Origin of the sequence: Moraxella marmotae (genome assembly GCF_042219885.1) — a bacterium.
Taxonomy (GTDB): Bacteria; Pseudomonadota; Gammaproteobacteria; order Pseudomonadales; family Moraxellaceae; genus Moraxella; species Moraxella marmotae.
Map to the genome: position 1 here is coordinate 235,063 of NZ_JBHJHR010000002.1, position 13,928 is coordinate 248,990.

Below are 13,928 nucleotides of genomic sequence, written 5' to 3' on the forward strand. Positions count from 1 at the left end.
ATTTGTATTGATAATAAGCTCGATAACAGTATGGCATCAGATGCCAAAACCCAGCTACCGAGCTTAAATGTTAAATCTTGAATAATTGAATAAATAATTACTCAGCAGCTTGTTCAGCTTGTGCTTCAACCGCAGCTACATCAGCACCGCCTTGAGTTTTTGCATACTCTTTACCAGCGATGATGGCATCAGCCATTGCAGTAACATATAGGTTTACGGCACGGATAGCGTCGTCGTTTGCTGCGATGACATAATCAACATTGTCTGGGTTTGAGTTGGTATCAACGATGCCGATAACTGGAATGCCAAGGTTTTTGGCTTCTTTGATAGCGATGGCTTCATGATCCACATCGATAACAAACAAGGCATCTGGCAAGCCACCCATGTCTTTGATACCGCCCAAAGCACGCTCTAGTTTTTCCATTTGACGGGTACGCTCTAGTGCTTCACGCTTGGTTAGCTTAGCAAAAGTACCGTCTTCAGCTTGCTTTTCTAGCTCTTTTAGGCGAGTGATTGACTGGCGAAGTGTTTTCCAGTTGGTTAGCATACCGCCCAACCAGCGATGATCAACATAAGGCATGCCCGCACGCAAAGCTTGCTCACGGATTACCGCACTGGCGGCACGCTTAGTACCAACGAACAAAATCTTGTTGCGAGCTGCTGCTTGCTTGTTTGCAAAAGTCAAAGCTTCGTTAAATTGCTTAACAGTATGCTCAAGGTTGATGATATGAATGCGGTTACGAGCACCAAAGATGTATTGGCTCATTTTTGGGTTCCAAAAACGAGTTTGGTGGCCAAAGTGAGCACCTGCTTCTAGCAAGTCACGCATTGAGATTTGAGTTGGGTTTTTGTCTGACATAAAAAATCCTAAAAGTTTGGGTTACGCCTCCACGAAACCAAAATATCGAATCTGCCAGCACGCATTCATCAGCAAATTGATGAATTATTCAAACTGACAAACACCCCGATATTTGCGATAATTTCGTGTGTGTAGTTTCAAGTGAGTTAAAAAATACGCCCATTGATAAAAATGGACGCATCATTATAGCAGATAAACCGCCAAAAGCCAAGGGTAAACTTGACTAATTTATCCGATTTTATCCGCTAAACGCTTGGCTCAAGGTATTTTTCGGCTTCTTGTAAATCAACAGTAACCAAACTTGAGATGCCAGCGGTTGGCATCGTGATGCCTTTGAGTTCTTGAGCGGTCTGCATGGCAAGTTTATTATGGCTAATAAAAATAAACTGCACATCGTCAGCAAGCTCATGAATCAGCCCTGTAAAGCGAGCGACATTGGCATCGTCAAGCGGTGCGTCCACCTCATCAAGCACACAAAACGGTGCAGGGTGCTGCTTAAAAATCGCAAAAATCAAACTCAGTGCCGTCAAAGTCTTCTCACCGCCAGACAGCACCGCTAGGCGTGAATTTTTCTTGCCTTTGGGCTGTGCCATCAGCACCAGACCCGCTCGCCATTTGTCCGCCTTTGATAAGCTGTCATCTTCCATCAGGCTAAGACTTGCCTGACCGCCGCCAAACACCTTAGAAAACAAGGCATTCAGCTCTTTATTGACCGCTGCCAGTGCCGTCAAAAACAGCGATTTGGTTTTTTCATCAATGGCACGAATGGCATCTTCAAGTTTTGCCATGCTTTGGGTGATGTCGGTGATTTGCTCGTCCATCGGCGAAACACGCAGCTCAAGCTCGGCAAGCTCGGCAGCAGCTGCCAAATTCACCGCCCCAAGTCGTGCGATTTGAGCTTTGATTTTTTCACGCTCATCGCTATTATCCACAAAGTTTTGCTCAGGTTTGGCACGAAAATCCGCCAACATCGCTGGCAAATTAAACGCCGTATCCAATCGCAAAAGCTCATCGCCCAAATCCTGCAAGCGGCTTTCGCCCACGGCAGCGTCCGCACTGATTTGTGCCGATGCAGCTTGGGCGGCGGCAAATTGGCTGTGTGCCTGCGTCAGCTCATCTTGCAATTTACTTTGTCCGATTTGCAAGGCTTTGGCGGCAGCTTCGTATTCATCACTGGTGATTTTTAGCTCATGACTGACCAGCTTGGCAGATTTTAGTGCTTCTTCAAGTTTTGGTAATTTTTCATTCAAAATCGCCTGCTGCTTTTGGGTGGCACTGATGTCACCTTGGGTTTGGGTGGCACTGTGCTGTGCCATTTGTAGCAGTCGCTCGGCATGGGTTTTGTTTTGGCTGAGTGTGCCAAATTTCAGTTGCAAGGTTTGATAAGCTTCGTTTTGGGCTTTTAGTGCCAAATTGCTCTCATCAATGCGTGCCGTCTGCACACTCATCGCTTGATTGGCCTGTTCAAGTTTTGGGGCAAATGCTTGTAATTTGTCCGTGCAATCTTGCAATTCGGCATTCAATTCGCTCAATTCTCGCTCAATATCCGCTCGCTCATCGTCCAGCTGGGCTTGTTGTTTGCCAAAATTTTCGTGGCGAATTTGTGCTGCTTGGATTTTGGCGGACAAGGCGGCAATGCTTTGCTCGGCGTGGTGCAGCTGCTGAATCGTGGCGGTTTTTTGGGCGATGATTTCTTCTAGTGCCACTTTATTATGCTCAAGCTGTCCTGTGGCTTGCTTGAGCTGTTTTTGGGCGGCTTGCAGCTCATCTTCAAGGGCGTTTAGCTCATCTTCTAGCACTTCTAACCGCTCAAGGTGTTTTTTTCTCTCTGCCAAAAACTGGCTGTCGGACGCTCCCAATTTGCTGATGTGCAGCATACCAAAACTACCAATCAGCCAGCCTGCTTTGGTCACAATCATCACGCCAAGCAGCTTACTAGGCTCAAGCTCAAGCGTCGCCAGTGGCTCATCGCCTGTGTACAAATAGCAGCGGCCAAACAGCTCAAGCGTCGGCGTGCTAAACAGTTTATCAAAGCGAATCAACTGCTCGCTGATGGCTTTTGGCAAATTTGCCACCAATTCACTGGCGTACAATGCCGACGACGCCATGCCGCTGTCGCTTTTTTTGCCAGTTTTTAAAATCAAATTGACATCTTTGTCAATCCAAGTCTGGCTGATTTGTGTTGGCAAATTGTCGCTTAACTTGGCACTTAGCCAAAAGCCCAAAAATTTATCCAAAACATCGGCATAGTCAGCACCCACACTGGTCAATGCCAATTTATCCTGCAATGTCGGCAAAGCCTGATATGCCAAGGCATCATCACCCATCGGTGCTGGCGGCGGATTGCTCACGGCTTTGGCGTGTACCAGTTTGTGCAAAATCTCGTACTCGCCCATCAAAGTGGCATGGCGTTTTTCTTGGCTTTGTGTGCTTGTTTGTAAGGTTTTGACGGTTTCGCCCAATTTTTCGACAATTTGCCTTAGTTCGTCATCGTCTTGCAAATGCTCAAGCCGCTGTCTTAGCGTGTCTGCCAAGGATTGTTGGTGCGTCAAATCGGCTTTGTCGCTGTCCAAATTGGGCATATTTTGCAATGCTTGCTTTAGCTCATCGCTGCGTTTTTGCCATTTGTCAAAATTGATCTGCACACGCTGTTTTTGTGATTGCGCCAATTTTTGGCGATTATCCAATTGGTTTTTTTCTTGGGTTAGGGCGTGAAGTTCGTCTCGCTGTTTTTGCCAAGCGATTTGGGCATCGCTTTGGTTTTGTTTGGCGGCATCGAGTTTGGCTTGCATTTGTGCCACATCTGGCGAAATGGCGTCCAGCTCATCGCTGATTTGCACCAATTCGGCTTGCGATTGCTCGATATTTGCCAAAGCATCGGCGTGCTGCACACTTAGGCGGGCGATTTTTTCTTCGTTCTGGGCAATCTCACCATTGACCGTAAAAAAGTTATGTTGGGCGGTTTGCTCTGCCATTTGGGCGTTGTGATATTTATCACGAGCTTCGTCCTTGAGCCATTGCCCTTCGGCGACTTTTGCCGAAAACATATCCAGCTCATGCCGCACTTTGTTTACTTGTGCTTCAAGTTTTGCCAAGCTCTCGCCCGATTTGCCTTGCTCGCCTTTTTTTATTTCGTGGTACTGCCATGCTTCAAACAGACGGCGGATTAGGTCTTCTTTTTGTAGGCTTTGTAATTGATCATTTAACGCTTGGTACTGCTTGGCAGATTCGGCTTGACGCATCAGCGTCTTTTGTTGTTTTTTTAGCTCACCTTGCAAATCGGACAGTCGATTGAGATTTTCTTTGGTCTCAATCAGCTTTTTTTCGGTATCGGCACGGCGAACCTGATAGCGAGACACGCCTGCCCCTTCTTCGATAAATTCACGCAGCTGCATCGGACTGGATTCGACAATTCGCCCAATCATGCCCTGCTCAATCACCGCATAGCTACGAGCACCAAGCCCTGTCCCCAAAAACACATCAACCACATCACGGCGACGCACACGCTGTCCGTTGATAAAATAATCGGATTTGCCTTCTTTGGTAACTTGACGGCGTAGCGACAATTCTTGGTACAAATTCAGCTCATGGCGAATGCCGTGCGTCTCATCTTGGGTATGCTCAAAAACCAGCTCAACACTGGCAAGACTTTTGGCAGCACGCCCTTCCACGCCTGCAAAAATCACATCGCTCATCGCACCGCCACGCAGCTGCTTGGCAGAAGTTTCGCCCAGCACCCAGCGGATCGCATCGATGACATTGGACTTGCCGCAGCCGTTTGGCCCCACGATGGCGGTGATGTCGTGCTTAAAGGTGAAAGTGGTCGGATTGGCAAAGGATTTGAATCCCGCCAATTTTAGGGATTTTAGTCGCATAAAATCTCAAGGTTTGGGTAAAAGTGGGTTATTTTAACAAAATTTATGCCGCATTGCTTGGTGCAATTGGTTTAAATTTTCTTGTTTATTTTTTATTCAAAAGTTTTTTTAATTAAAATCACATCAAAAAACCATCATCAACTGATGATGGCTTGGTAAATGATGGAATATCATGGGTTGTTTGCTTGGTTGGCAGGCACTGCCTCAATCAGCTCACTTAAGGCTTTTTGGTACACATTTCGCTTAAATGGCACAACGCCAGTCAAAGGAAACCAATAACTCACCCATTGCCAATCGTCAAATTCTGGCACACTCACATCAAAACGAATGTGCTTGGTGTTCGCCTCATCAAGATACAACAAAAACCATTTTTGTTTTTGTCCAATACACATCGGCTCTTGGCCTGCACGCACATAGCGTTTTGGCAAGCGATAACGCAGCCAATCTCGGGTTACTGCCAGCACTTCTACATGCTCAGGGTGCAGCCCCACTTCTTCGTACAGTTCTCGATACATCGCTTCAAGCGGCGTCTCTCCACGGCTGATACCGCCTTGGGGAAATTGCCAACTGTCATGACCGATACGCTTTGCCCACAAAAGTTGCCCGTGTGTATTTACCAAGATGATGCCGACATTTGGACGAAATCCGTCTGCATCAATCATAACTTAACTCTTAATTTATAAATTTAATTTAAATGCCGCCAAAATGCATGGCGGATTACTTGATGACTATTAAACCAAAAAATGGCCAAAAAGTGTAATGTTTTTTAAAATAAATTCGTATTTTGCGTGTTTTTGTGCAATTGGTGAAATTTTGTGAGCAATCCAAGCAAACAATTTGCCAAAACCCGCCAAACCAAGTACAATAAATCGTTTGGTCAATTTGGCTTAATTTTAATCAATACATGAATAAAAATGGGTGTTTTATGGCACAATTAAATGCAGAATTGGTTTGGCAAGATGGCGTGCATTTTGTCGGTACATCACCATCAGGTCATAGCGTGCATATTGATGGCGACAAAAACGCTGGTGCCAGTCCAATGGAGCTGATTTTGCTCGGATTGGGCGGCTGTGCCAGCTATGATGTGGTCAGCATCATGAAAAAATCACGCCAAGACATTCACGATGTCCGCTGCCAGATGCGTGCGGTGCGTGCCGATACTGTGCCAGCCGTTTATACCGATATTCATTTGCATTTTGTGGTGACAGGCAACAACATCAAAGAGTCGCAGCTTGCCAAAGCCATCGAACTGTCTGCCGAAAAATACTGTTCTGCTTCCAAAATGCTATCAGATGGCGGCGTAAATATCACGCACGATTATCAGATTGTCGCAGCCTGATGCTTGTGCCATTGTTTGTCTAATTGTTCATGTGATCATGGTGTGATGGCTGTATGATAATTGCATTATTCGCCAATACTGGCATCAAACTGACCGTGCTTTTGGTGCTGTTTGCTTGCCTATTGCCCTATGTCTGTGCGGTATTTGCCAATGCTGCACAGCAAAATCATATGCACCAAACACAGACAGCGACAAATTTTTATCATGCCAAAATCAGCAGTTTTCAAAGTTTACCAATATTTTTGGGCAGTGTCGTCGTTGCCTTGTACACCTTTGTGCCTGCTGGTGTGATTAATATGCTGTCGCTGGGTTTTGTGCTGTTTCGGCTGGGCTTTATTGTCAGCTGTTTGGCAAAGTGGCAACTGTTTGGCAAAGTTACCGCCACACTTGCCATCGCCTGCTGTGTGATGTTGTTTGTTTTGGCGTATCAAATTGGCGTATAGGATAAGTTAAGTGCTTAGTTAAAATCTGTAAAGTGATAAGTTCAGCGGAATATTCCTATTTAAATTTTAAGATTTTATTTTTTTGACAATTTAATATTGGTATCTACCATGTAGCTTAAATCAACGCTGACATCAGGCGTATCAGCCAACAATATCGCCAATTTTGTACTGGGTGCGTGCAAGGCAGGGGTGATGTCATCAAAGGGTCTCTTAAGTGTTAAATCTCCTATCTTAAACCTACAAACTAAACCACAAACAAGAAATAAAGAAAAAATATCAAATATATTACAATCATTAATAAAAACCAATAAAATCTCCATATTTTACTATCATTTGATTTTAGCTTATTTCCAAGTATGAACATATCTCTGTTGTGAACATAATCATAAATATTCACAAAAACCGTCCAAGAAATAAATAAAAATATAAAAAATTCATAAATATCAAAATAATATTTCTTATCCAACTCAATTGATACGATAGTGCTTATAACAAAAGGGGCGATAATAAGGATTTTATTTGCACTCATGTTTATTCTCTCCTTTAGCATTTTGGGATATACAGCTATCATATATCGCATCGGAGATAGTGTCATTTATACCAATCGGATCAATAGCTGTGTGATTTGGCAAAGGTATAAAACCTTGATAGGACTTGGTCAATTCCAAAAACAGATTAACATAACTTGAGCTGCGATGTGTAACATTGTTTTTTATCAAGCAATATCATGCCTTGCCATCTAAAAATATTTGACCATTCTTATTTGCAAATCGTTTAACCAAACTTCAGCTAACAATCAGTCCCAAAATTAACCGCCAATTTAACCCAAAATCTAACCAAAATACCGCTGCAAGCCTTTTAATAACAGCTCTTCATCAACCGACACGCCCGACAGATGCGGCTTTAGCATGGACGCACCGCCGCCTGTCAAAATCATCTCAAAATTTGGATAAGCCTGCTGCACACTCGCCACCGCACCAACCACGCCAAATAACACGCCATGATTGACCGCATCATCGGTGGTTGTTCCCAGTGATAAGGTGTCAAATCGCCCTTGCTTGACGCCAATCTGCTGTGTGCCAGCATACAGAGCATGACGCTGCATATATAGATTTGGCAAAATATAACCGCCCAAATGCACACCGCAATCAATCACATCAATGGTCAATGCCGTGCCACAGCCAATCACGCACTGCTTGCGGTGCTTATCCACCACGCCCAGCATCTGCAGCCAGCGATCCACGCCCAACTGTGTTGGCTCATAACGACTGCTCAACATCGCATGCTTGTCATCGACTTTGGCAAATTCAAACGCCACACCAATCTCACCCAAAGTTTTGGCGATGGCGTAATTGATTTTTTCACCCAAAACGCTAGAAATGCCCACAAAACTTGGGCGAAAATGGCGAAATGTCCCAAGTAAGCCCAAAAGCAACTCATCAGGGGCTTTTAGGTGTTCTTTGGCATCAGATAGGACGATTTGCCCATCTTTAATCAGCCAATATTTTAGGCGTGTATTGCCCAAATCTAGCCATAATACGGTGGTTGTTTGTGTTGTCTGCGTTGTTTTTTGTATCGCTTTTTGCATATTACCCATTCTCAATATCGTCCGCCACCTGCACCATACCAGCAAAAACGGTCTCAACACCATTGGCGTTTTTTAATAATAACGCCCCTTGCTCGTTAATGCCCAAACATCGCCCAGACTGGCTGACCGTTTGCATGTCATCACGAGCATAAATACACACATCACGCCCCATTAGCACATGAGCATCATTAAACGCCGTGATAAATGCCGCCATCGCAGTCGTGTCTTGACCATCTTGGGCGTGATTATCTTGAGCATGGGTGATTTGGTTGTGCCGATAAATCGCCTGATAAATCGCTTGGCAAATCGGACGGTATAACTCATCAGCATCAGGCAGCTGCCCCAAATCCGCTTGCCATAATGCCTTTAGGCTGCTTGCTTGATACAGTCCATCGGCGATGGTCGGGCAGTTTTTGACATTCAGACCCACACCGACCACCACGCCTGCCAGCGTTGATTTTTGTTGAATCTGGGTAAAAACTGGCTCAATCAAAATACCAGCCAATTTTTGGAATAAATGCCGCTCATCATCATAATGGCCAATGTCATTTGCCCATTTGACGCCAATTTTGGGTAAATTTTGGGCAGCTCGTGCGGCATTGATTTGGGTAATCACTGGCATTTTGGCAAGATAAAACCCCACCAAAAGCGACACCATGCCTGTCAATTTAGCAAGTCCCAAGCCGTCCGTCTGCCCCTGCATCGGCACATAAACAGACAAAAACACATTACCCCCAGCACTCACCCAAGAACGCCCATGCTGCCCACGCCCTGCCGTCTGCGTGTCGGCGGTGAACAAATGCCACTTGCCATGATCGCATTTGCCTTGGGCGATGGCGGTGATAAGCTGCGTGTTGGTGCTGTCGGTCAAGGCGTCATGGCGGTGCTGGGTCTGAATCTGCTGCCAAAGCAAGTCAAATGGATAATCCGTGATGGTCATAGCTTAAGATGGTTTGATGGTTAAAATCGTTTAAATGGTTGAATGATTAAAATGGGTTAAATGGCTGATAAATTGGCTAAAATCGATAAAATTGCGTTATAATACCATAAATTGGAATAAATAATGGATAAATGTCAATGATCTATTTATGGTTTGTTTTGGCAGGATTGGTCGCAGGGTTGTGTGCAGGATTGTTTGGTGTTGGCGGTGGTATGATTATTGTGCCAGCGTTGATTTGGATTTTGTCCTATTATGGCATGTCGGGTGAGATTGTGCCACATGTCGCTGTGGGGACGGCATTGGCAACCATTATCCTAACTTCCATCAGCTCAATGAGCGCCCACCATCAGCGTGGCGGTGTGCGTTGGGAAATTTTTCGCCACATGGCAAAAGGCTTGGTACTGGGCAGTCTGGTTGGTGCGTGGATTGCCACTTTGATTGATGGCTCGGATTTGCAGGCGATTTTGGGCGGTGGGGCGTTTTTGATGGCGGTAAAAATGCTATTTTTCCCCAACCAAGAACGCCTTGATGTAACGCCACCACCTGCCTATCAGCAAGGCATGGCAGGCGTGATTATTGGGCTGTTGTCGGCGATTTTTGGCATCGGTGGCGGCAGTCTGACCGTGCCTTATCTGAGCCAGCACGGTGTACCGATGCGACAAGCTGTTGGTACTTCGGCCGCTTGTGGATTGCCGATTGCCATCGCTGGTGCGTTGGGATTTATTTGGTTTGGTCGCACAGACAGCGTGGTTGCCGATTCTGCCGAGCTGCTTGGTTTTGTGCATATCGGTGCTTTTTTTACCATCAGTATTTTAAGTTTTATCATGGCAAAAGTCGGTGCAAAACTGGCTCACGCCCTGCCTGCTCAGATGCTCAAGCGTGCCTTTGGCGTGCTGCTGATGATTGTCGGCGTGCAGTTGATTGTCAGCGGTTTATGATTGATACTCATAATTTCAAAAGATAAAAACCAAAAATACTTTGGGCGTGTGTATATTGCCCAAAGTATTTTTTATGAATATCAAAGCAAAACTTTAAAAATCCAAGCAAAAAATTTCTCAAAGAAATTTCCAAAAAAAAATCACCCCTAAAGCATTGCCTTAAGGGTAATTGATATGGTGGCGAGAGGCAGGATCGAACTGCCGACACACGGATTTTCAATCCGTTGCTCTACCAACTGAGCTATCACGCCAATTGCTGCATATTAAACCAAAAAACCGCTGGCTTGTCAAGAAAAATCATGCCAAAAATCTGAATTTCTGATTTTATTTTACGCTTGTCCGTTCAATAAAAAAGCTCTGATAAAAACCAGAGCTTTTTTGCTTTTGCTGTGATGATTTGGGTAGATTGTTAAAATCGTTGGTTGATTTTAACAATTATCCATCAATTGTCCATCAAATCAATGAACCATACCCAATTACAGCACATTATTACAGCAGATTCACCAACAGCAAATACGACACCGCACTGATGGCAGCTGCCGCAGGCAAAGTAATCACCCACGCCAAGCCAATCGGACGCATGAGTTTCCAGTTGGTGTTTTTATTAACCAAACCGATGCCCAAAACCGCACCGACCAAAATGTGCGTACTGGACACAGGAATGCCTAGGCTTGACGCTCCCATCACCACGGCAGCGGCGGCCAGTTCGGCAGCAAAGCCTGATGCTGGGTGCATCTCGGTCAAATTGGTGCCGACCGTCTGGATAACTTCTTTACCAATAAACCACAAGCCGACAATCAACGCCACGCCAAAAGTAACCATCACAGGACCTGGTACGGTAGCATGTGCTTCGATGGCGTTAAATTTAATCACGTCCATAATCGCCACAAATGGGCCGACCGCATTGGCAATGTCATTTGAGCCATGGCTAAAGGCAAAAGCACAAGCGGTAAACACCTGCATCCAGCTGAACATCACAAAAGTCGCCTTGCCCAAATCTTCTTTGTGCTTGCCACGAATGGTCTTGGTGTAGATAAATGCCGTCAGCCAAACCAACGCCCCCAGCATGCCCATCACCAAGCACGCCTGCAGCATCGATAACGCCAAGCCAGTATTTGCCAAGCCCTTAAACACCACCATCGCCGTCATGATAACCGCACCCAAGGCGGCAATCAGCGGTACCCAAGTTTTTAGGGCTTTTAGAGTGTCGATATTTTCACGCTTACGCTCAAGCTCAAATAATGAACGGTAATAATCGGTTTCCAAATCTTCACGCTGGCAATCGCTGTCTTTATAAACTTCCTGATCACGCAGCATGGCGTTGGTGTATGGTAATTTTTCAGCTTCGCTCAATGTCTCAAAGTATTCTTTTTGCTGACGCTTAAGATTTTTCTTTTGGGCTTTGATGGCTTTGACGATAACTTCGGCTTTGTCATTATAGGCCAAAATGTTTTTCTTAATCAGGCTATACAGCACATAAGATAACGCACCGCCCAACAGTGGCGAGAGAACCCACGAGATGGCGATTTCGCCGATTTTTGACCATTTGACGGTCGAAAATGCCAATTCAGCACCACCGACATTGACACCCAACACAATCGAGCTGCCGACAATGCCGCCGATAATGGCGTGTGTGGTTGAAACTGGCAAGCCACGCTTGGTTGCCAAAAGCAGCCAAAATGCCGCTGCAACCAGTGCCGACAGCATCAAATAAATAAACTGCTTGGGCGACACGCCAAGATCTGAAATGTCCACAATACCACTGCGAATGGTGTCAGTTACCGCCGCACCCGCCAGTACCGCCCCTGAAACTTCAAAAATCGCCGCCACCGCCAAGGCTTGGGTAACGGTCAAAGTGCCTGCACCGACCGAAGTGCCAAAAGAGTTGGCAACATCGTTACCGCCGATGTTAAACGCCATAAAAATCCCAAAGAAACTGGCGACCATAAACAGCGCAACTTGCTGGTGCATGGTGTAGCCCAATCCCCATTGGATAAAATAAATACTCATGCCAGCCAACAGCAACCCAAAAAACAGGTTGGCAACCATTGGCGTGCTTTGTTTTGTTGAATTTACCATAAATCCGCCAAAAATTTCATAAAAAAGCCACCGACCAAGAGCTTTCCCTTATCGAGTGGCTGAGCCTTAAGCCGCATAACTCATCAAATTATTCTTATGGGCTTGATGATATTTTAACACAGTTATAAAAATTACACCCAAATTTTTGACAAGAAATTTGACAAAAAGTCCAAATCGGACAAAACCAACAAAAGCGGAGAAAATAGCCACCGAAGTCAAAAAGCCAAATCGGATATTTATGAAAGCATTAGGGCAAATTGTTAACTTTTTGGCTTGTTTGAGCTGCTATTGATTTTGGCGATTGTTAAAATTTTTAAAATTGAACCATCAATACAAACAACACAGTCAGCCCAAAAACATAGCGACCCACCCACGCATTTTGGCGAAAAGCGGTAAAGCACGCCAAGCGTTCACGGTTTTTTATCAACTGATACTGTCGCCAAAACATCACAAGCACAGGACAAAAACCAACCACAATCAGCCAATTGGCGATTTTTGGTGAAAAATAATGCCAAAATGCCAACTGTATCAGCAGCACAAACAAGGCATTTAGCAGCATGATGATTGCCACATCATAGCAAGCAAATAAAATCGCTGTGGATTTGACGCCGATTTTTAGATCATCATCACGGTCGCACATGGCATATTCAGTATCATACGCCACCGTCCAGCACATATAAGCAGCAAACAGCACCCAAGTCCAAGTATCCGTATGACCTTGGACAGCGACATAGGCCATCGGTATCGCCCAGCCAAACGCTGCCGCCAGTACCACCTGCGGCAAATTGGTGAACCGCTTCATAAACGGATAAACAAATGCCAAACTCACCGCCACAAGCGACCAATAAAACACCGACAACGGCAAAAACAAAAGCAAGCACGCCGCCAATAGCGACAAGCCAACAAAGCTCATCACCGCCGTGCGTGCCGATAACCTGCCATCAGCCAGCGGTCTGCCGTGGGTGCGTTTGACCTGACCATCAACTTTGCGGTCGGCAAAGTCATTAATCGCACAGCCTGCCGCTCGCATCAGCACCGCCCCCAGTGCAAAAATGATGATTAGCTTTACCGCTGGCTTTTGGTCAATGCCGACCGATGCCAATAGCACCGCCCACAAAGTCGGATACAACAAAAGCTCCGTCCCCACAGGCTTATCAAAGCGAGTCAGTTGCAGCCATGCGACACATTTATCCGCCATACTCATGGGCGTGCCAGTTTGATGATTTTTCATAAATGATGGTTTTTTATAAATTGTGGTCTGACTTTGCTAAGCTGTATAATTGCAAAGCGTGCAATAACGACATGATGGGATATTGACGGCGAATGACAGTAATGGTTTCAGCTTTTGGGCGGTGCATCTGCGACTTGGCAAAAGGCGACCATTCGTCTTTTTTGGGCAAAAATGGCTCATTTTCCAATTGGCAAATCCGTCTTTTGTGCATGAAATTTTGTAATAAAACCCAAAAAGTCATGGCAAGATACCCTATAAAATCCAATTATCCATCTAAATACTCTAATTAGTTAATTTAATTAAAATATGGCACACAATTAAGTTTTATCAACCCAATACACTCAAACTTATCACATCGGATATACTCTTCTGTTGTGATTTTTGACAAGGAATAATCCTTATCATAATAGGTTTCAAAATCAATCACGATTGGGCGTTCCCAATCTATGTTTTGTTCTAACATTTAATGCCCCCAATATCTAGAAATTAGCATGGATATTATCATCAGGGCTAGTACAACATGAAATCCAATAAAAAACCACGCTGTAATGTTGCCGTAAATACTGCCGACTTCTTGTCCTTTGGTTCTGTATCGTCTAGTATTTCTATACTGTCTAGTATTTCTATACTGTCTAG

At 45.0% G+C, this 13,928-nt stretch carries 11 protein-coding genes and 1 tRNA gene; 3 read left to right on the forward strand and 9 right to left on the reverse strand.

Features of this window, described 5'->3' with window-relative positions; translation table 11 throughout:
* Positions 1-97: 97 nt before the first annotated feature.
* The 3 genes from rpsB to ACFBZI_RS01290 form a co-directional block, all read right to left on the reverse strand.
* Positions 98-859 carry a 30S ribosomal protein S2 gene (rpsB, locus tag ACFBZI_RS01280; RefSeq protein WP_375714662.1) on the reverse strand — a complete coding sequence of 254 codons (762 nt, stop codon included), beginning with the start codon at positions 857-859 and terminating at the stop codon, positions 98-100.
* Positions 860-1,104: 245 nt separating this feature from the next.
* Positions 1,105-4,734 carry a chromosome segregation protein SMC gene (gene smc, locus ACFBZI_RS01285; protein WP_375714663.1) on the reverse strand — a complete coding sequence of 1,210 codons (3,630 nt, stop codon included), beginning with the start codon at positions 4,732-4,734 and terminating at the stop codon, positions 1,105-1,107.
* 170 nt (positions 4,735-4,904) lie between these two features.
* Positions 4,905-5,396, reverse strand: a complete 492-nt coding sequence (locus tag ACFBZI_RS01290) for an RNA pyrophosphohydrolase (protein WP_375714664.1) — start codon at positions 5,394-5,396, stop codon at positions 4,905-4,907.
* A gap of 263 nt (positions 5,397-5,659) precedes the next feature.
* Between ACFBZI_RS01290 and ACFBZI_RS01295 the strand changes: the two genes are divergently transcribed.
* Together ACFBZI_RS01295 and ACFBZI_RS01300 are read left to right on the forward strand one after the other, a co-directional pair.
* Positions 5,660-6,073 (forward strand): OsmC family protein, encoded by a 414-nt coding sequence (locus ACFBZI_RS01295; RefSeq protein WP_375714665.1) that lies wholly within the window; start codon positions 5,660-5,662, stop codon positions 6,071-6,073.
* A 53-nt stretch (positions 6,074-6,126) separates the two neighbouring features.
* The gene (locus ACFBZI_RS01300) at positions 6,127-6,516 is read left to right on the forward strand and encodes an MAPEG family protein (protein ID WP_375714666.1); all 390 of its coding nucleotides are present in this window, start codon (positions 6,127-6,129) and stop codon (positions 6,514-6,516) included.
* Between the two features lie 832 nt (positions 6,517-7,348).
* Here ACFBZI_RS01300 and ACFBZI_RS01305 read toward each other — a convergent pair.
* Both ACFBZI_RS01305 and ACFBZI_RS01310 read right to left on the reverse strand, forming a co-directional pair.
* Entirely contained in the window at positions 7,349-8,104 is a 756-nt protein-coding gene (locus tag ACFBZI_RS01305) for a pantothenate kinase (protein WP_375714667.1), read from the reverse strand.
* Between the two features lies 1 nt (position 8,105).
* Complete coding sequence (locus tag ACFBZI_RS01310) at positions 8,106-9,044, reverse strand: biotin--[acetyl-CoA-carboxylase] ligase (protein WP_375714668.1); 939 nt, start codon at positions 9,042-9,044, stop codon at positions 8,106-8,108.
* A 137-nt stretch (positions 9,045-9,181) separates the two neighbouring features.
* On the opposite strand from ACFBZI_RS01310, the gene ACFBZI_RS01315 reads away from it, so the two are divergent.
* Entirely contained in the window at positions 9,182-9,982 is an 801-nt protein-coding gene (locus ACFBZI_RS01315) for a sulfite exporter TauE/SafE family protein (protein ID WP_375714669.1), read from the forward strand.
* 175 nt (positions 9,983-10,157) lie between these two features.
* On the opposite strand, the gene ACFBZI_RS01320 is transcribed toward ACFBZI_RS01315, so the two are convergent.
* The 4 genes from ACFBZI_RS01320 to ACFBZI_RS01335 all read right to left on the reverse strand — a co-directional run bounded on the left by ACFBZI_RS01320 (position 10,158) and on the right by ACFBZI_RS01335 (position 13,533).
* Positions 10,158-10,233, reverse strand: a tRNA-Phe gene (locus ACFBZI_RS01320).
* Positions 10,234-10,471: 238 nt separating this feature from the next.
* Positions 10,472-12,061 (reverse strand): inorganic phosphate transporter, encoded by a 1,590-nt coding sequence (locus ACFBZI_RS01325; protein WP_375714670.1) that lies wholly within the window; start codon positions 12,059-12,061, stop codon positions 10,472-10,474.
* 313 nt (positions 12,062-12,374) lie between these two features.
* The gene (ubiA, locus tag ACFBZI_RS01330) at positions 12,375-13,292 is read right to left on the reverse strand and encodes a 4-hydroxybenzoate octaprenyltransferase (protein ID WP_375714671.1); all 918 of its coding nucleotides are present in this window, start codon (positions 13,290-13,292) and stop codon (positions 12,375-12,377) included.
* A 13-nt stretch (positions 13,293-13,305) separates the two neighbouring features.
* Positions 13,306-13,533, reverse strand: a complete 228-nt coding sequence (locus ACFBZI_RS01335; protein ID WP_375714672.1) for a hypothetical protein — start codon at positions 13,531-13,533, stop codon at positions 13,306-13,308.
* Between the last annotated feature and the right edge of the window lie 395 nt (positions 13,534-13,928).